The 17,449-nt window shown below is 74.3% G+C and carries 12 protein-coding genes; 4 read left to right on the forward strand and 8 right to left on the reverse strand.

Going from position 1 to position 17,449, the window contains the following annotated elements:
- Window positions 1-40: 40 nt before the first annotated feature.
- On the forward strand, window positions 41-565 hold the full coding sequence (locus tag ACIO1C_RS13765; protein WP_401862390.1) for a rhodanese-like domain-containing protein: 525 nt from the start codon (window positions 41-43) through the stop codon (window positions 563-565).
- Here the strand turns inward: ACIO1C_RS13765 and ACIO1C_RS13770 are convergent, their stop codons facing one another.
- Entirely contained in the window at window positions 566-1,441 is an 876-nt protein-coding gene (locus ACIO1C_RS13770; RefSeq protein ID WP_401862393.1) for an ATP-grasp domain-containing protein, read from the reverse strand. It lies immediately after the preceding gene.
- 449 nt (window positions 1,442-1,890) lie between these two features.
- Between ACIO1C_RS13770 and ACIO1C_RS13775 the strand changes: the two genes are divergently transcribed.
- Window positions 1,891-2,742, forward strand: coding sequence for an SDR family oxidoreductase (locus ACIO1C_RS13775; protein ID WP_401862395.1), 852 nt, complete (start codon window positions 1,891-1,893; stop codon window positions 2,740-2,742).
- Window positions 2,743-3,637: 895 nt separating this feature from the next.
- On the opposite strand, the gene ACIO1C_RS13780 is transcribed toward ACIO1C_RS13775, so the two are convergent.
- From ACIO1C_RS13780 to ACIO1C_RS13810, 7 genes are all read right to left on the reverse strand, one after another.
- Window positions 3,638-4,630 carry an ATP-grasp domain-containing protein gene (locus tag ACIO1C_RS13780; protein ID WP_401862397.1) on the reverse strand — a complete coding sequence of 331 codons (993 nt, stop codon included), beginning with the start codon at window positions 4,628-4,630 and terminating at the stop codon, window positions 3,638-3,640.
- A 126-nt stretch (window positions 4,631-4,756) separates the two neighbouring features.
- Window positions 4,757-6,439 carry a DUF885 domain-containing protein gene (locus tag ACIO1C_RS13785; protein ID WP_401862399.1) on the reverse strand — a complete coding sequence of 561 codons (1,683 nt, stop codon included), beginning with the start codon at window positions 6,437-6,439 and terminating at the stop codon, window positions 4,757-4,759.
- A gap of 429 nt (window positions 6,440-6,868) precedes the next feature.
- The gene (locus ACIO1C_RS13790) at window positions 6,869-8,275 is read right to left on the reverse strand and encodes a GNAT family N-acetyltransferase (protein WP_401862401.1); all 1,407 of its coding nucleotides are present in this window, start codon (window positions 8,273-8,275) and stop codon (window positions 6,869-6,871) included.
- 118 nt (window positions 8,276-8,393) lie between these two features.
- Window positions 8,394-11,099 carry a DUF6493 family protein gene (locus tag ACIO1C_RS13795; RefSeq protein ID WP_401862403.1) on the reverse strand — a complete coding sequence of 902 codons (2,706 nt, stop codon included), beginning with the start codon at window positions 11,097-11,099 and terminating at the stop codon, window positions 8,394-8,396.
- Complete coding sequence (locus tag ACIO1C_RS13800) at window positions 11,096-12,481, reverse strand: SWIM zinc finger family protein (RefSeq protein ID WP_401862406.1); 1,386 nt, start codon at window positions 12,479-12,481, stop codon at window positions 11,096-11,098. Before ACIO1C_RS13800 ends, ACIO1C_RS13795 begins: the two co-directional genes overlap by 4 nt.
- 64 nt (window positions 12,482-12,545) lie before the next feature.
- A complete protein-coding gene (locus ACIO1C_RS13805; protein WP_401862409.1) occupies window positions 12,546-14,153 on the reverse strand; it encodes an alkaline phosphatase D family protein in 1,608 nt (535 codons plus the stop codon).
- 153 nt (window positions 14,154-14,306) lie between these two features.
- The gene (locus ACIO1C_RS13810; RefSeq protein ID WP_401862412.1) at window positions 14,307-15,581 is read right to left on the reverse strand and encodes an MFS transporter; all 1,275 of its coding nucleotides are present in this window, start codon (window positions 15,579-15,581) and stop codon (window positions 14,307-14,309) included.
- Between the two features lie 72 nt (window positions 15,582-15,653).
- Between ACIO1C_RS13810 and ACIO1C_RS13815 the strand changes: the two genes are divergently transcribed.
- Together ACIO1C_RS13815 and sigJ are read left to right on the forward strand one after the other, a co-directional pair.
- A complete protein-coding gene (locus tag ACIO1C_RS13815) occupies window positions 15,654-16,412 on the forward strand; it encodes a DeoR/GlpR family DNA-binding transcription regulator (RefSeq protein WP_401862414.1) in 759 nt (252 codons plus the stop codon).
- A 148-nt stretch (window positions 16,413-16,560) separates the two neighbouring features.
- Window positions 16,561-17,433 (forward strand): RNA polymerase sigma factor SigJ, encoded by an 873-nt coding sequence (gene sigJ / locus ACIO1C_RS13820; RefSeq protein ID WP_401862416.1) that lies wholly within the window; start codon window positions 16,561-16,563, stop codon window positions 17,431-17,433.
- Window positions 17,434-17,449: the final 16 nt, after the last annotated feature.

The raw sequence follows: 17,449 nt of genomic DNA on the forward strand, positions 1-17,449 counted from the left end.
TCCTTCAAATGGGGGTTGGACGCCCGTAAATTTCTGAGGCATGACCACCACACACACGCACCCTTTCCCGATCTTTGACGACGCGCGGTCCGGAGGGGCGGCTCCCAACGCGGTGCTGCGGGTGCCGCCCGCGTCCCCGGCCGAGGCCGCCGCGTACTTCGGCGCGAGCCTCGCCTTCCACGCCGACGCCTCCGACGTGGCGGCCGCGCTGGGGGCGGGCGGCGACCCCGGTTTTGTCGTGCTCGACTCGCGCTCCACCGCGTCCTGGGACCAGGGCCACGTCCCGGGCGCCCTCCATCTGCCGACCGCCCGCATCGCCGAGGACGCGGAACGCCTGCTCGACAAGGCGGTCCCGGTGGTCACGTACTGCTGGGGCCCCGGCTGCAACGGCGGCACGCGCGCCGCCCTGGCCCTGGCCGGGCTGGGCTACCGGGTGAAGGAGATGCTCGGCGGCATCGAGTACTGGATCAGGGAGGGCTTTGAGGTCGAGACCTGGGAGGGCACCGAGCGGCGCGCCGCCGACCCGCTGACGGCGCCGGTCGGGGCGGAGGACTGCGGCTGCTGATCACCGGCCCGTTTTCCCGTGTGTACGGGGGGTTGAGCGGCGCACCGACGGGCGCGGACGCAGGAACGGTACGTCGTCGGGCGCCGTGACCGCGCGTGCCGCGCCCAGGACGACGTCGAGCGCCCGGTCGGCGTCGCAGGCGTCATGGCCGCCGGCCCAGGCGGCATTGGCCTCCACCACGGCCCAACGCTCCTGGGGCGGGCCCTCGTTGTCCCGTCCGTCGACCGTTCCCACGTCCACGACCACCGCGCTGGGCAGCGCGGGGAGGCCCGCGGCGAAGAGCCGGCCCGCGAAGTCCCGTACGTCGGCGCCTCGCGGATCCGACTCCAGGGGTACGACGTCCCGTACGCCCTGTACGCCCTGTACGCCCCGTACGCCCCGTACCGCGTAGCGGCTCCCCGTCACCACCTCACCGTCCAGCATGAACAGCCGGAATTCCGCGGTGAAGGTCACGATGTCGCTGACCAGGACGGGTACGTCGTCGTCCACGGCGTCGGGGCCGGGCAGCCGACTGCCGTCGGTGTACACACGGGCCGGGAAGCTCTTGTCGTTCGGCGGCTTCATGAACGCCGGGACGCGGAGCTGCCTGGCCCGGGCGACGGGCATCAACTCGACGCGTCGGCAGGTCAGTTGGTACGGCTGCGCCGCCAGCCGGCCCTCGTCCGCCTCCAGCAGACCGAGCCCCAGTTCCGGGGCGACGAGGTCGGCGAACCCGGGCCCGGCGTGCAGAGTCGCCCCGCGGTCTCCTTGGTGCTCCTCGGGAACACGACGGTCGTGCAGGGTACGGACCCGCATCCCGCGCCGGGCCGCGGCGGCGGCGAGAGCCGTGCCCGTGGGAGTGGTCCGGGGCGGGAGGAAGAGGGTACGTCCGGTCATGGCGGCCAGGGTCTCCCATGTCGCCGGTGGGGTGGTACGGGATTTCCGGCGACGGAGTCTCAGACGCGGGGGCTGCCGAGACGGGCCGGAGTGTGGGGGTGCGGGTGGCCGTCGTGGGGCGAGGCGGCGCCGGCGCCGGGATGGGCACGGGGTGTGGCCGGCGCCGGCCGGGGGCGCGGCGGGGCTGGGGGTGGCCGGGGCCAGTTTGGGGTGCGCCGGGATCGGCACCGGGTGTGGCCGGGGGCGCGGCGGGGCCGACGTGGGGGCTGGGGTGATCCCGGCGTGGGGTCCGGCGCCGGGGGTGGCCGAGGGCCGGCCTGGACTCCTCGCTCACCACCGGCGACCTGTTCGGTCGGCCCGGGGCGCGGCAGGGTCGGCCCCGGGTGTGGCGGGGCCCGCCTGGAAAACCCGGTGGCGGGGTGGACCGTCGGCGGACAGCATGGGGTGTCATGCCGCCACTCGCACCCCCCACCGCCGAAGATCTCCGCCGCGACCCGCTGCCGTTGCGCGGGCGTACCGCTCTGGTCACCGGGGCCAGTCGGCGGGGAGGGATCGGTCATGCCGTCGCCCGGCGGCTCGCCGCGTACGGGGCCGGTGTCTACCTCCACCACCACGTGCCGCACGACGCCGCGCAGCCCTGGGGCGCCGATCCCGAGGGGCCCGCGGCCGTGGCCGCCTCCGTGCGGGAGGCGTGCGGTGATCCGGACGCGCGGGTGGTGCACGGACCGGGCGACCTGTCCGCACCGGACGCGCCCGCCGTGCTCCTCGCCGAAGCGGCCGGGGCGCTGGGCGGGCGGCTCGACATCCTCGTCGCCAACCACGCCCTCAGCGGCTCCGACGGCCCCCTCGAAGCGGTCGACGCGGCCATGCTCGACGCCTATTGGGCGGTGAACACCCGGTCGGTGATCCTGCTGGTCCAGGCGTACGCCCGGCTGCGCGCCGCGCTTCCCGCCCGGACCCCGGGCGGCCGGATCGTCTTCATGACCTCGGGCCAGGACCTTGCCGACGGCATGCCGGACGAGATCGCCTACAGCCTCGCCAAGGGCGCCCTCGCCTCCGCGACCCGCACGCTCGCCACGTCCCTCGCGGACCTCGCGGTGACGGTGAACGCCGTCAACCCCGGGCCGGTCGACACCGGCTACCTGACGGGGGAGGCGTACGACGCGATCGCCGCACAGTTCCCGGCCGGGCGATGGGGCATGCCCGACGACCCGGCCCGCCTGATCGCCTGGCTGGCCACCGACGAGGCGCGCTGGATCACCGGCCAGGTGATCAACTCGGAGGGCGGCGTCCGCCGCTGACCGTCCTCGGCGGTTCGACCCACCGGCCCGGAGTCCTGCGCCCAACCGGCCGGGCCGTGGGCACCGCCGTCTCGCCCGGCGGGCCAGGCCCGGTTACTTCAGCCGCCGGGTCGCGGGTCGCCGCTTCACCTGCCAGCTCGGGCTGGGATACCCCGGTCGCCGGACCCGGCTTCGCTGCCCGACCCGCCCGGGCAGGAGTCTGCCGCCCCACCGGCCGGGCTGCGCGTGCCGCCGTTTCGCTCGGCGAGCCGGCCTTGGGCACTTCACCCGCAGGGCCGTGGGGGCGCCGCTTCACTTGCCGGATCGGTCTGGGATCCCCCGGTCGCCGGACCGGGCTTCGGCGTCTCACTCGCCGGACCACAGTCCGGCGTCTCACCGGCCGGGCCGTGGGCGTCGCCGTTTCGCTCGGCGAACCGGGCTTCGGTGCTTCACCCGCGGGGCCGTGGGGCCGTCGCTTCACTTGCCGGATCGGTCTGGGATCCCCCGGTCGCCGGACCGGACTTCGGCGTCTCACTCGCCGGACCGCAGTTCGGCGTCTCGCTCGCCGGGCGGGGCTTGGGTACTTCACTCGTCGGGTCGCGGGGTCGCCGCTTGACCTGCCGGATCGGGCTGGGAGACCTTGGTCGCCGGGCCGGGGGCCGGCGCCTTACTCGCCCGTCCACAGTCCGGCGTCTCACCGGCCGGGCCGTGGGCGTCGCCGTTTCGCTCGGCGAACCGGGCTTCGGTGCTTCACCCGGAGGGCTGTGGGGTCGCCGCTTCACTTGCCGGATCGGTCTGGGATCCCCCGGTCGCCGGATCGGCGGTCCGGCGTCTCGCCCGCCGGGCTGCGGGTGTCGTCGTCCCGCCCGGCGGGCCGGGCTGGGACACCTTGGTTGTCGGGCCGGGGGCCGGCGTCTCACTCGCCGGACTGGAGTCCGGCGCTTCGTGCCCCGGGCCGCAGGGCCGACGCCCCGGTCGCCGGACCGGGGGCAGCCACCTCACCCGTTGGGCCGGGCGCCGCCCCACCCGCCTTCGCCAGCGCCGCGAACAGCGGCGTCGCGTCGGGTCCCGGGGGGAGGCCGCTCACCTGGCCGTCGCCCACCTCCACCACCCGCCACTCACCGTCCTCCCGCAGCGCCAGGTCCGTCGTGACGAACCGGGCGCCCAGTGCCCGTACGGCCTCGGCCACCGCGGCTGTTTCCGGTGCGGGGAACCGGTCCGGGGTGTCCGGATGGGCGGTGGTGAGGGCCGGTGCGCCGTCCACCCACCACACCCGCGCCTCGCCGCCCGGCACGAACGGCTCGTACGCGCGCAGCACCACGCCACCGGTGAGCGTGTCCTCCTGGAGGGCGAAGAAGCGCTCCACCACGGCCGACAGCCGTGCGGTGTCGGTCAGTTCGGGGACGAAGCACGCCTCGTCCCACTCGTGCTTACGGGATTTGACGTAGTCCTTCACGATGCCCGGGCCGGGCCCCAGTGGAGCGGCGAGCGTGGCCAGTTCGTCCTGGGTCGGTGGAGCGCCGGGGGGTCGGGGCAACCACCGGCTGGCGGGAGTGAGCGCCGCGAACTCCCCGTACCATCCGGGCAGTTCGTGGCCGCGCCGGAAGTCCGCGGCCCCGGTCAGCAGGGCGCACCCCCGCTCGGCCAGCGCCCGCTCCAGCGTCGCGTACACCGTCGCCGGCATCATCCAGCCCCGGTACCAGTACGGCCCCGAGCCCCGCTCCACCCGCGCCAGGGCGCGGTTCGTGTCCCCGGCCAGCAGCGCGTCATGGTCGAGCAGGGCCCGCGTCACGCCGTACGCCCCGGCCTGCGCGGCCTCCTCCGCGAACACCGGATCGACCCGGGCCGCCCGGCCCGCCCGCAGCGGATCCGCGCAGTAGAGCAGTGAGGCGGTCATCGTGTCCTTCATTCCTCCATGCGCGCACGCGAGCGGTGCGTTCGTTCTTCGGTACGGGGGCGGGTACGGGGGCGGCGGCGGGGCCGTGCCTGGTATCGGGCACGGCCCCGTCTTCGTCCTCCGCACCCAGTGGCCAGGTCAGAGCTTCGACAGCTCGTCCACCAGGTCGTCCAGGCCCAGAGGGCCCAGCGACAGGGCGGCCATGTGCCACGCCTTCGCGTCGAAGGCGTCGCCGTGCCGCTTGCGCGCGTTCTCCCGGCCCAGCAGCCAGGCGCGCTCGCCCAGCTTGTAGCCGATCGCCTGGCCCGGCATCGACAGGTAGCGGGTCAGCTCGCTCTCCACGAAGTCGGCCGGACGGCCGCTGTGGTTGCCGAAGAACTCCTGCGCCAGCTCCGGCGTCCAGCGCTCACCCGGGTGGAACGGCGACTCCGCCGGGATCTCCAGCTCCAGATGCATGCCGATGTCCACGATCACCCGGCAGGCCCGCATCATCTGCGCGTCCAGGTACCCCAGCCGGCGCTCCGCGTCCGGCAGGAAGCCCAGCTCGTCCATGAGGCGTTCCGCGTACAGCGCCCACCCCTCGGCGTTGGCGCTGACCATGCCGACCGACGCCTGGTAGCGCGAGAGCTGGTCCGCCACGTGGGTCGCCTGCGCGATCTGGAGGTGGTGGCCGGGCACCCCCTCGTGGTACCAGGTCGAGACCAGGTCGTAGACCGGGAAGCGCGTCTCGCCCATCGTCGGCAGCCACGTGATGCCCGGCCGGGAGAAGTCCTCGGAGGGGCCCGTGTAGTACGGCGCGGCCGCGCCGCCCGGCGGGGCGATCCGGGACTCCACCTTCCGTACCCGCTCGGCGAGTTCGAAGTGGGTGCCGTCCAGCGCCTCGATCGCCTCGTCCATCACGCCCTGGAGCCAGTCCCTGACCTCCTCCACCCCCTCGATGTGCGTGCCGTGCTCGTCGAGGTGGGCGAGCGCCTCCCACGGGCTCGCGCCGGGGAGGATCTTCCCGGCCTCGGTCCGCATCTCGGTGAGCAGCCGGTGGTACTCGGACCAGCCGTACGCGTACGCCTCGTCGAGATCGAGGTCCGTCCCGTTGAAGTAGCGCGACCAGCGGGCGTACCGCTCCCGGCCCACGGTGTCGGGCGCGCCGACCACGGCGGGGGCGTACACCTCGGTCATCCAGTCCCGCAGCCCCGCGACCGCGTCGGTCGCCAGGGCGGCGGCCTCGTCCAGCTCCTTGCGGAGGGTCTCCGGGCCCGAGGCGGCGAACTCGTCGAACCAGCCGCGCCCGCCGCCCGCCCACTCCGTGAGCTGGCCGACGAAGGTCGCGGTGGCACGCGGGCCGGCCGGCAGACCGCGCTCCAGGCCGAGGGCCAGCGAGGCGCGGAACCCCTCCAGCGCGTCGGGCACGGCGCGCAGCCGGTCGGCGACCGCCGCCCAGTCCTCGTCCGTCGCGGTCGGGGTCACGGTGAAGACGCCACGGACGGAGTGCGCGGGCGAGTGGATGTTGCTGACCGCCCGCAGCCCCTCCTGGGCCTCGTGGACGGCGAGTTCGGCCGTGAGGCGCTCGCGCAGCAGCCGCGCGCAGCGCCGCTCGGCCTCACTGTCCGCGCCCGGCGACCGCTCGGCCACGTCGAGCCGGGCGAGGGTCGTGCGCGCCAGATCGGCGAGCGCCTGCTGTCCGGCCGGGGAGAAGTCGGGGAGACGACGGGAACTCTCCGCGACGCCGAGATAGGTGCCGGTGATCGGGTCGAGTGCGATGAGCTCGTCGACGTAGGCGTCGGCGACCTGACGCGGCAGCACGCTGCCTGCTGTGTCTGACATGCCGACATCCTCCCCGAGTCGGCCACATCCGTCACGTCAGGGTTTCCGTTCTTCCGCGACGGTGGCCGACGGATGGCCGACACGGGGCCGACGGGAGCGGCATCAGCGGTCCGCCGTCCCCGTGCGGCGCGGCCCGACCGGGCCCGACAGCCCCGATAGCAGGGCCTCCGGCCCACGGCCCGGTTCGGCCGGATCGTGGCGGGGACGAGAGCCAGCGGATCTGCGCGGGCGGGCCACCGGGCCGGGGCAGGCGCCCGCCCCGGAAGGCCGCCCCGACCGCCGTCCTGCCGGTACGCGCGAGCGCAAACCCGCGCCTTGTCGTCGCGGTACGGCCGCGGTACGGCCGCTGTACGGATCAGCCACCGCGTCGTGGCCGAAGAGGGCCCACCCGGGAGGAGGGCCGCGCGGGAGGAGCGCCCGCGCGGGACGCTACGGCCGGCGCTCGGAGCGGTCCGGTTCGAACAGGCCGGAGTCCCCGTGCGGCGGAAGCGGACGGGCCGCCTTCGGCTCCAGCCGGGCCGTGATGACCAGCGTGCCTGCCTCGATCTGGTAGTCGAGCGGCCGGCCGAGGCTCCGCATCGCCGCGACCATCGCGGTGTTGGACGACTGAGTGACGGCGTATACGGTCCCGCTGCGCGCCTCCGTGGCCAACTCGACCAGCCGGGCCAGCAGTTCGGCACCGATGCCGCGCCGCTGCCAGGCGTCCTCGACGATCAGCGCGACCTCCGTCTCGTCGCCGTCCCAGAGCAGGTGGCCGAGGGCGACCAGGTTCCCCGACGAGGTCTCGACCGCGAGGGTGCGTCCGAAGCGCGGGCTGAGCAGGTGGTCCAGATAGCGGTCCGCGTCGGCCGCCGGGCCGTGGTAGCGCAGGCCGAGCGTACGGGCGGAGCAGCGGGCGTGCATGGCCAGGGCGGCTTCGAGGTCGTCCTGGTCGGCGCGCCGGACCGTGATCTCCTCGCCCTCGGGGAGCGTGAGGACGTCGTGGCCCACGGGCATGCGCGGACCGAGCCGGGCGTCCAGCTCGACCAGGGCGCGGGCCCGCGCGAACTCGGTCGGGGTGAACGGCAGATACGGCCGCTCGACCGTGATGGACCCGCCGCTCGGGTCGCGCAGCACCATGGACGTCTCGTCGAGCGCGCCCTCGACCGGTGCGCCCTCCCCGGTCCGCCGTCCGCCTGCCGATTCGGCCGGCCGGGAGTGGATCGTGCAGCGGCCGAGCAACTGGCGCAGTGCCAGCGGCAGTTCGGCCGAGTCCAGGGCGGTGCGGGTGGCGAGGCCGAGCACCCGGGTCGGGGTGTCCACGAGGTCGTGCGCGTCCGCGCGCTCGATCCAGGTGCCGCTGCCGCCCGCGGCCGCGACCTCGTGCGTGAGGTCCCTCGCCTGGAGCGTGGCGGGGGCGCGCAGCAGGAACTCGTCCACCGTCCCCTCGGAGAGCGGGTGGGTCTGGAGGGTGAGGATGTCCACGCGCCGCGTCGCGAAAGCGACGCACAGGGCGGCCAGGCTGCCCGGCTCGTCCCGGACGGTGGTCCGCATCCGCCAGAGCACCGTCTCGGCCGGCACGCCGAAGTCCGCCACCGGGGCGGTCACCTCGGCGCCGGTGACCCCCTCCGGGGGTGCGTGGCTGTGCTTGCGTGCCCACCACGTGTGGAACGCGGCCGTGGCGAGCAGGACCACCGCCGAGGCGATCAGTAGGGAAGCGCCGTCCGGTCCGTGCGCGATCGTGTTGGCCACGGCGTCGGCGACCGCCACCGCGGTGAACAGGGCGGCCAGCTCGACCAGATCCCGTCGCCAGTGGTGGGGGCGGCGGGCACTCTTCGCGGAAGTCACATCGGTCATGGCCTCACTGTGGCCGAACGGTGTTGCGTGATCACGAACGGTTTGTGACTGATGGGTTAAGGATGGATCTGTTCCCTTTTGGACTATCTTTAGGCAATTTTGGCCGGGAGTGGTCGCTTCACTGACGCAAAGCGGTCAGCAGGCGCGCCGCCTGCGCCGTCAGCCGTGACGATCCACCCCGGGCGGCGACCGCCGCCAGAGCCGGTATCCCCGGATCCGTTCCCGTGCCGGCACCGGTCGCCGCGCCGGTCACGGCACCGCGCTCCGCGCACTCGGCGGCCACGGAGAGCAGGTCCCCGAGCCCGGGTCGCGAGGTGTCGGCCAGCAGGTCGGACAGAGCCGCGCCGAGCACGGACCACACTGTCCTGTACGCACCGGTGGCGGCGGCGGTACGCGCCGAGTCGGCCACACGGTTCACCTTGACCGTACCCGATATCGCCAGCATCGCGATGTCCCTGCCCAGTTGGGGTCCGTCCAACTGTCCCCGGGCCGTCAGGACGAGCAGCGCGTCCACGGCCGACAGACGGTCGCCCGGGTGCCGGGCGGCCAGCCCGTACGCGATCCCCAGGCGCAGCGCGGGCCCGGCGGGGCCGCCCGCCTCCGCGCCGAGGGGGAGCCACCAGGCCCCGCCCCGCCGGTCGGCCTCGGCGCACGCCGCCACGTCCGGCAGCAGCCAGGTGGCGAGGGTCTCGCGGTCCTCGGGCAGCACCCCCGGCCAGTGCGTCATACCCGTGCTCCAGTGGGAGCAGGCACCGGACGGGGTGGCCGCCTGGCCCAGCCAGCGGAAGGCCGTGGGGAAGTCCCGCCGTGCGACCAGCCGTTGCCGCGTTCCGGCCAGCAGACTCCCCGCTCTGCCCTTCGCCCCGAGCCACCCGTGCCCGCCCTCGGACCGCGCCCCGCGTTCCGGTTCCCGCTCCGGCTCGTCCGCCCCTTTCAGCCCGGGCGCCGGGATCTCCTCGACCAGCCACGCCGCGAGCCGGTCACCCTCCGGCGTGCCGAGCGCCGCCGCCGCCCGGACCGTCTCGGGTGCCCCGCCGCGCCGCACTCGTACCAACGCCTGGGCGAAGTCCACCGGGGAGGGAGCGGCGCACAGGCGCTGGTACGTACGCAGCCGCTCCACCAGGACGTCGGGATCCACCGCCCCGGTCGACCAGGTCGGAGTGGCGAGCAGGAACGGCAGCGACTTGGTCCTGACCATGTAGGCGACCTCCGCCAGACGGGCCTCGACGACGCTGTCCAGGGCGGCGTGCGCGCAGCACGTGGACCGTGGCCCGTGTGCGTTCGCGTACCACAGGGCCCGTACGGAGATCCGGTCGAGCGCCGCCGCGGCCACCCGCTCCACACCGGCCAGCCGGACGATCCAGGTCTCGTTTCCGGCGGCCGGATCATCTTTCAGCCACCAGCTGCCCGCCAGCGTGTCCCGGAGCGCGCCGGCCAGCGCCGCGCGATCCGCGTGGGCGTACCGGACGAGACCGTCCAGGGCCCGCTCGAAGGCGGCCATCCCCCGCGGTTCGTACGCGGACGACTCACCGCGTCCGCCGGTCAGCGCGGCCACCTCCTCGACCAGTTCGGCGAGGGACGCCGCCACGGGCGCGAGACGGGCCGGTCGCGGCGCGGGCGGCAGGATCTCCTCGTACGGATCGGGGTCGGCGACCGCCGTCCGCCCGCCGAACACCTCGGCCGCCCGCGACCGGTGCACCGGACTCAGCAGGGAGGCCGCCGACGCCAGCCCGGCACGCACCTCCCCTTCCACGGCGGACAGGTGACGTGCCACCAGCTTCAACGCCCGGTCCTGCACGTCGGTGTCCTCGTGCCCGAACGCCTCGGCGACCACCGGCAGCAGCACCCCCGCCGCGCCTGGGTCACTCCGCAGGACCTTCCCCAGCAGCACGAGCTGCGCCCTGACCAGCTTCTTCTCCGGGCGGAACAGCGCCGAACCCGACATGTCCGCGAGGGTGCCCACCGGAAGGGACCCGGACACGGCGAGACGGGCCAGCACCTCCTGGGCCAGAGCGGCCACCGTCGACGCGCCGTCGGACACCATCCCGATCCAGTCGGCCGTGTGGGCGCGCTCCTCCTCCCCGGTCAACTCCAGCCGCCGCAGCAACTTGAGGAAGAAGGGCAGGTCCCGGGGGCGCCCGCCGCGCAGCAGCCGCGCGAGGCAGGCCGCCACCAGCGGATCCCGCTCCAGCACCCCTTCCCCGGCCAGGGCGGCCAGCACGCCGGGCCAGTCGCCCACCACGTCGGGATCGGCCTGCCACACGATCACAAAGGGCAGCTCGGTGACCTCGAAGAGGCCCAGCACCATCGCCCGCGCCTGCGGATCCGCCCGCAGATTCCCGGCGAGGGGCGTGCCGCCGGACGACGAGACCGCCTCCGCCCACCCCCGCGTCAGCGCGTCCGTGACCGGCATCGGACAGCCCGCGAGCCGCACCAGGGCGGCGACCAGCGGATAGTCCTCCTGCGCGGTCGATGGCCGCCCCGCCAGCCGGTGCGCGACATCGGCGAGCCAGGCGGGCTCCTGGTGCGACAGGACCTCGACCAGCGGACCGGCCGGCAGCGCCTCCGCCACGCGCAGATCGGCCGCGCCCATCCAGGTGACCGCCGACGCCGCTCCCCGCTGACACCCCGCCCCGGCCACCAGCAGCGCGTCGCGCAGACGCCGCCGCTCCTGCCGGCCCGTCCACGGGTGGTCCCGCGCCTCGGCGCGCAGCACCTTCAGCTCCCGCAGCTCCGCCGCGCGCTCGCGCGCCGTCAGCGGCTTCAGCAGCCCGGGAACGTCCTCGACCCGGCCGGCCCGTACGGCCTCCAGCAGCTCGCTCATCGGGGGCCGCCTCCGGTCAGGGTGGCCAGGACCGTGTCGCGCCGCGCCATGCGCACGGCCAGCGCGTGCTTGCACGGCCCGCGTGCTCCCCGGTGGTCGGCCCACCAGCGGCAGGTGCAGCTCAGCGCCCCGCCCGACTCCCTTACCTGGTACTGCCGTTCACCGGAGGCCACCCGCGCCAGATCGCCCGCCAGCACCACCGCGCCCGCGTCGAGCAGGGCGCGGGCCGCGACCAGCCGGGGGTTGTGCCGCTCGGCGCGGGACGCGTCGTACGGCAGCTCGCGGTGGAAGTACGCCGCGTCCGCGACGTCGTAGCCGACGCGCCCCGCCGTGCCCAGGCGCACCAGCGCCGCCCGTACCCGCCCGACCGGCAGCCCCGCCTCCACGGCCAGCTCCGCCGGGTCGATCCGCGGCTCCCACGCCAGCAGGACGGAGACCAACTCGGCGTCCCCGGCAGCCTCTTCGGTGGCGAGCGCCTCCAGCACCCCGCCCTCACCGGAGAACCCGCGCGCCGCGTCCGGCGACAGCGTGAGCGTCAGCCGCATCCCCGGCAGCACCACCTCCCACGCGCTCGACACGGCCGCCCCGTCGGCGGCGGGGCCGTAGACACGCAGCGCCGTCGCGTCCCGCAGCACCCGTTGCAGGGCCACCAGCCGCTCGGGCCCCGGCAGGCACACGGCGCCCCGCACGGGCCGGGTCGTCGGCCGCAGCGTCTTCCCCGTCGGGACCACCCACATCGCGCCGCGCGAGGCCGTGCCGGAACCGCGCGGCAGGGTCCGCAGGAAACGCACCGCCTCCGCCGCCGGCAGCTCGGCCCGCAGGTCGAAACCCGCCGAGATCACCTGGGCCTCGGCGAAGCCGCGCAGCCAGCGGTCCGGCAGCGGCACCTTCTTCTCCACCACCGGACCTTCGAGCGTGGTGACGGTCAACGCGTCGGGCCCCACCCGCAAATGGAGCGGATCGTCGCCGGTCATCCGCGACAGGGCCTCCCGCAGCGGATTGTTCACATCCACATTGGTGGTGCCGTGTCCGGTGTCCGCCCCGTCGAGACCCTCCCGCAGGACGTCCAGGCGGGCGTACACCCCGCAGCAGCCGGAGAACGACTCAAAGCGCAGCCGGTCCCCGTTCCCCGTCACCACCGGGTCGAGTGACAAGCCGGCGAGACGCTGGTGGTAGCGCGCCCCCGCCACGTCCGCCACCGCCAGCAGCCCCCGCGCGGCCGCCCGGGGCGAGGTGAGGAGCCCGGAGAAGAAACTCGGATGCGCCTCGGCGCCGAGCGGCGTCACCCCGCCCGAGGTCTCCAGGCCGAGCAGCCGTCCGCCCGGGGCCGTGGCCAGGGCGGACGGACGGGAGTAGGCGAGCGCCTGCGTGGATCGCGTCATGGAAACGACGTTAGGACCCACCACTGACAATCGGCCCCCCGCAGACCGCCCGGGGCCGCACCGCCTACCGGTCCTGCCCGACCTTCCCCGGCTGGAGCACCTTGCTGAACAGGACCGTGCCGCCCTCCGCCCGCAGACGGACCGTCAGTTCGCCGCTGCCGCCGTCGATGTCGACCTCGCCGAAGTACTGCGGGGACTCCATCGGCGACACGTTCGCCCGGTCGGGCGCCCGCACGAAGACCCGGTCGGGCCCGAACGTACCGTCCAGCGCGTTGGCCTGGAATCCGCCCGCGGCCAGCGGCCCCGAGACGAACTCCCAGAAGGGCGCGAAGTCCTTGAAGGCCGCGCGCTCCGGCGCATAGTGCTGCGCGGACGTGTAGTGGACGTCCGCCGTGAGCCACAGCGTGCCCGTGATCCGCCGGTGCTTGATGTACCGCAGCAGCTCCGCGATCTGGAGCTCACGGCCGAGCGGAGCGCCCGGATCACCCTGGGCGACGGCCTCGAAGTTGGCGGCGCCGTCCGGGACGACCAGTCCGAGCGGCATGTCGGCGGCGATCACCTTCCACTCCGCACGCGAGCGCGACAACTCCCGCTTGAGCCACTCCAGCTGCTCCGCGCCGAGGATGCCGGTGGTGTCGTCGGCCTGCCGGTCGGGGGAGTTGGCGTTGCGGAACGAGCGCATGTCCAGGACGAACACGTCCAGCAGCGGGCCGTGGCTGATCACCCGGTGGACACGGCGGTCGGCCCCGCGTTCGTGGAGGGTCGACACCGGGAAGTACTCACGGAACGCGCGCGCCGAACGGGCCGCCAGCAGATCCACGTTCTTCTCCGTGTAGCGGACGTCGTCCAGGATCTGACCGGGGTACCAGTTGTTGCGCACCTCGTGGTCGTCCCACTGGACGATCGTCGGCACCTGGGAATTGAAGCGCCGCACGTTGTCGTCCAGCAGGTTGTAGCGGAAGTTGCCCCGGTACTCGTCGAGGGTCTGCGCGACCTTCGACTTCTCCTCCGTGGTGACGTTCCGCCAGATCCGGCCGTCCGGCAGCGTCACCCGTGGTTCGAGCGGGCCGTCGGCGTAGATCGTGTCGCCGCTGCACAGGAAGAAGTCGGGGTCGAGCCGCCGCATCTCGTCGTACGCGCGGTAGCCGCCGATGTCCGGGTTGATGCCCCAGCCCTGCCCGGCGATGTCGCCCGACCAGAGGAAGCGCACGCCCTGCCGGCGTTTCGCGGGCGCGGTACGGAACGTCCCGTACACCGGTTCGCCGGTACGGCGGTAGTCGTCCGGGTCGGCGAGTGTCACCCGGTAGTGCACCTGCTCACCGGCCGGGAGGCCGCGCAGCGCGACCGTACCGGTGAAGTCGGAGCCCGGGCCGAGCAGCGGGCCGTGCCAGGTGCGGGCCCGCCGGAACGACTCGGTGGCGGAGGTCTCCACGATCATCCGGGCCGGCCGGTCGGACCGGACCCACGCCAGTCCGGACGACGACGTGACATCGCCCATCTGTACGCCCCAGGCGGCGCGGGGCCGCCCGGACCGCGCCTGCGCGGGCGCCGCGCCCGCCACCAGCCCGGCGGTGGGCAGGGCCAGCGCGGCCGACGCGGCGAGTGTGCCGCGCAGCACGCCGCGTCGGCCGGGCGAGGCCGCGGACTCGGGCAAGTTCGGGTGGTACGACATCGATGCGCCTCCTGGGCAGACGGGTGCCGATTGCCGTGCCATGCCTAACGCCTGGTGGCAGCCGCCGCGCGAACCCCGGATGAACAACCGCCCGGTGTTGTCGTCCGTGGTCGCCGAGTGCCGGGCGGCCCGTGCGGGCCGTGCGGGCCGGGATCAGCCGGCCGTGGGCTGGGAGCTGGGGGTCTTCTTCTCCGCACGGTCCGCGGCGGGTTGTGTCCCGGGTGAGGGCTCGGCCTCCGGCGCGGGCCCGGGCTTCAGGATCTGGGCGGTGAAGCCGGCGACCACACAGAAGGCCGCGGGGAGGAAGAAGGTGAGGTTCAGCGGGATCGCGTGGGTCAGCGGGCCGATCACGGCGGGCCCGGCGAGCATCCCCAGGTAGCCGAGGCCCGCCACACGCGAGACGTTGGCCCCGGCCGCGTCCGGATCGGCGTGGCCCGCCGCGCTGAAGAGCTGTGGGACGCAGCCGGACAGGCCGGCGCCGACGACGGTCCAACCGAGCAGCGCCACGGGGACGTTGGGCGCGAGCGCGGCCAGCGTCAGGCCGGTCGCGCCGACCGCCGAGCCGTACCGCAGGACGGCGACCGCGCCCACGCGCGCGGCCACCCGGTCGGTGAGCAGGCGCCCGGCGGTCATGGCCGTGGCGAAGGCGCCGTACGCGAGTGCGGCGGTGGAGGCGGGCGCTCCGAGGACGTCCTTCACATGGAGCACGCTCCAGTCGTTGGCCACGCCCTCGCAGAGCATGAGCATGAAGGCGAGCACCGCCAGGATCCAGATGCGCGAGGGGGTCGCGCGCCCGGCCTTGCGGGCAGGGCCGTTCGAGGCCTCGGCGGCGGACGCGTCAAGAGCGGATGCCTCAACAGCGGCCGAAGGGTCCGGGCGCAGCAGCGCCCTCGCGGCCACCCCCGCGGCCGCGAGGCAGAACAGCGCCGTACCCCCCAGGGTGGCGGCCGCGCTCCACCCCCGTCCGAGCGTGAACGCGCCGATGAGCGCGGCGAGCACGCCGCCGATGGAGAACCAGGCGTGGAAGGCGGACATGATGGGCCGTCCGTAGCCGCGCTCGACCTGTACGGCGTGGGCGTTCATGCTCACGTCCAGGCACCCGTTGCCGACGCCGAGCACGAGGAGGGCCCCGCCGAGGGTCCAGACATCGGTGGCCAGGCCCGGCAGGACCAGCGAGGCCGCGCAGAGCGCCGCACTGGCGGGCACGACCGTGCGGGCACCGAAGCGGTCGGTCAGCGGCCCGGCGAGCTGCATGCCCCCGAAGGCGCCCGCGCCGAGCAGCAGCAGGAGCCAGCCGAGCACGGCGTGGCTGATACCGGTGCGGTGCTCGATCGCCGGGATGTGGACGATCCACATGCCCATGATGAAGCCGGCGAGGACGAAGTACGCAAAAGTGGCCAGCCGGCCGGCCCGCAGTGATCTCTCCATGCGGCGAACATACAGAACATCCCACATGTTCGTAAACTTGCTCTTCGAACATGATCGGTGTTTGATTCAAGGGTGACGAGTGTGGAGCGACTCAGAAAGATCACCGATGCCGTACGGGAGACCGGCCGGTCGAGCGTCGCCGAGCTGGCCGGTCTCACCGGCGCCTCGGAGATGACCATCCGCCGCGACCTGGAGGTCCTGGCGGAGCAAGGCGTTCTGGAGCGCTACCGGGGCGGCGCGAGGAGCCTGCTGCTGCGCGGGGAGGAGCCTCCGTTCGTGCTGCGGGCGCAGGACGGGCAGGAGGCCAAGGCGCGCATCGCCGCCGAGGTCGCCGGGCTGATCGCGGACGGTGAGTCGGTGGTCGTCGACAGCGGCACCACCTGCCTGGAAGTGGCCCGCGCCCTGCACGGCCGCAGGCTGACCGTCATGCCGCTGTCCCTGCACGCGGCCAACGCGCTCGCGGACGCGCCCCGGCTGACCCTGCTGCTGCCCGGCGGCCGGCCGCGCCCCGGCGAACTGGCGCTGACCGGCCCGCTGACCCTGGCGTCCCTGGCCACCCTGCGCTTCGACACCGCCGTCCTCGGCTGCTGCGGCCTGACCGCCGCCGACGGCCTGACCGCGTACGACCTGGACGACGCGGCGGTCAAGCGCGCGGCGATCGCCTCGTCCCGCCGGGTGGTCGCGGTGGCCGAGGCGGCCAAGTTCTCCCGTACCGCACTCGCCTTCGTGACCCCGGCCGCCGCGCTGCACGTGGTGGTGACCGACCGGGCCGCTCCCGAGGACGAGACCGAGGCTCTGGCCGAGGCGGGAGTCACCGTACGCAAGGTGTGAGGCACCCGGCGGCCCGTCTCCGTCTCCCCGTCCCCGTCCCCCCGTCCCCGTCCTTGTACGAGTCCGGCCCGCGCCCGCGCCCCTCCCCGGGAGAGCCGCCTGGACAGGTGTCGGGCGGTCGGCTGGGATGGGAAATGTGGCAACCGACATGACGAGCACCGACCAATTCGAAGCCCACCGCTCCCTGTTGACGGGGGTGGCCTACCGCATGCTGGGCCGGATCGCCGACGCCGAGGACGTCGTGCAGGACGCCTGGCTGCGCTGGACCGCCGAGGACCGCCCCGAGGTCCGCGAGCCGCGCGCCTATCTCGTACGGATCACCACCCGCCTCGCGATCGACCGGCTGCGACAGGCGCACGTACGCCGCGAGGCCTATGTGGGCCCCTGGTTGCCGGAGCCGGTCACCACCGATCTCGGATCGGCCGTCCCCGATTCCGCCGAGCGCGCGATGCTGGCCGAATCGGTGTCGTTCGCCGTGCTGGTCGTCCTCGAATCCCTCTCGCCGCTGGAGCGCGCGGTGTTCGTCCTCAGGGAGGCCTTCGGCTTCCCGTACGCCGAGATCGCCGCCGTCCTCGACCGGGGCGAGGCGGCCGTCCGCCAGCTCGCGGGGCGCGCGCGGCGCCATGTGGACGAGCGCAGGCCCCGGTTCGACGTCGACCAGGCGGAACGCCGGGCCCTCACCGAGCAGTTCCTCGCGGCGGCCGGCGGGGGCGATCTGGAGGCCCTGCTCAGGCTGCTCGCCCCGGACGTCAGGCTGGTCGGCGACAGCGGCGGGAAGGCGAAGGCACCGCTGCGGATCGTGGCGGGCGCCGACAAGGTTGGCCGATTCCTGTCCGCCGTGTCGGGGGACGCCGGGCTCTACGAATTCCGCATCGCGGAGGTCAACGGAGCGCCCGCGCTGTTGGCCCGCACCGGCGGAAAGCTGGACCTCGTCCTTCAGTTGGAGGTGGCCGACGGCGTGATCACGTGCGTCTACATCGTGCGGAACCCCGACAAACTCTCCGGGGTGATCGAGGAATAAGCCTGGAGAGCGTTCG

It is taken from the genome of Streptomyces sp. NPDC087420 (assembly GCF_044744165.1).
Lineage (GTDB): Bacteria > Actinomycetota > Actinomycetes > Streptomycetales > Streptomycetaceae > Streptomyces.

What these genes read in the sequence shown, in the direction of transcription:
- ACIO1C_RS13800 (WP_401862406.1), bottom strand. Translation starts at nt 12,481, where the DNA reads ATGACGCGATCCACGCAGGCGCTCGCCTACTCCCGTCCGTCCGCCCTG.
- ACIO1C_RS13780 (WP_401862397.1), bottom strand. Translation starts at nt 4,630, where the DNA reads ATGAAGGACACGATGACCGCCTCACTGCTCTACTGCGCGGATCCGCTG.
- ACIO1C_RS13775 (WP_401862395.1), top strand. Translation starts at nt 1,891, where the DNA reads ATGCCGCCACTCGCACCCCCCACCGCCGAAGATCTCCGCCGCGACCCG.
- ACIO1C_RS13785 (WP_401862399.1), bottom strand. Translation starts at nt 6,439, where the DNA reads ATGTCAGACACAGCAGGCAGCGTGCTGCCGCGTCAGGTCGCCGACGCC.
- ACIO1C_RS13805 (WP_401862409.1), bottom strand. Translation starts at nt 14,153, where the DNA reads ATGTCGTACCACCCGAACTTGCCCGAGTCCGCGGCCTCGCCCGGCCGA.
- ACIO1C_RS13795 (WP_401862403.1), bottom strand. Translation starts at nt 11,099, where the DNA reads ATGAGCGAGCTGCTGGAGGCCGTACGGGCCGGCCGGGTCGAGGACGTT.
- ACIO1C_RS13810 (WP_401862412.1), bottom strand. Translation starts at nt 15,581, where the DNA reads ATGGAGAGATCACTGCGGGCCGGCCGGCTGGCCACTTTTGCGTACTTC.
- sigJ (WP_401862416.1), top strand. Translation starts at nt 16,561, where the DNA reads ATGACGAGCACCGACCAATTCGAAGCCCACCGCTCCCTGTTGACGGGG.
- ACIO1C_RS13765 (WP_401862390.1), top strand. Translation starts at nt 41, where the DNA reads ATGACCACCACACACACGCACCCTTTCCCGATCTTTGACGACGCGCGG.
- ACIO1C_RS13790 (WP_401862401.1), bottom strand. Translation starts at nt 8,275, where the DNA reads ATGACCGATGTGACTTCCGCGAAGAGTGCCCGCCGCCCCCACCACTGG.
- ACIO1C_RS13770 (WP_401862393.1), bottom strand. Translation starts at nt 1,441, where the DNA reads ATGACCGGACGTACCCTCTTCCTCCCGCCCCGGACCACTCCCACGGGC.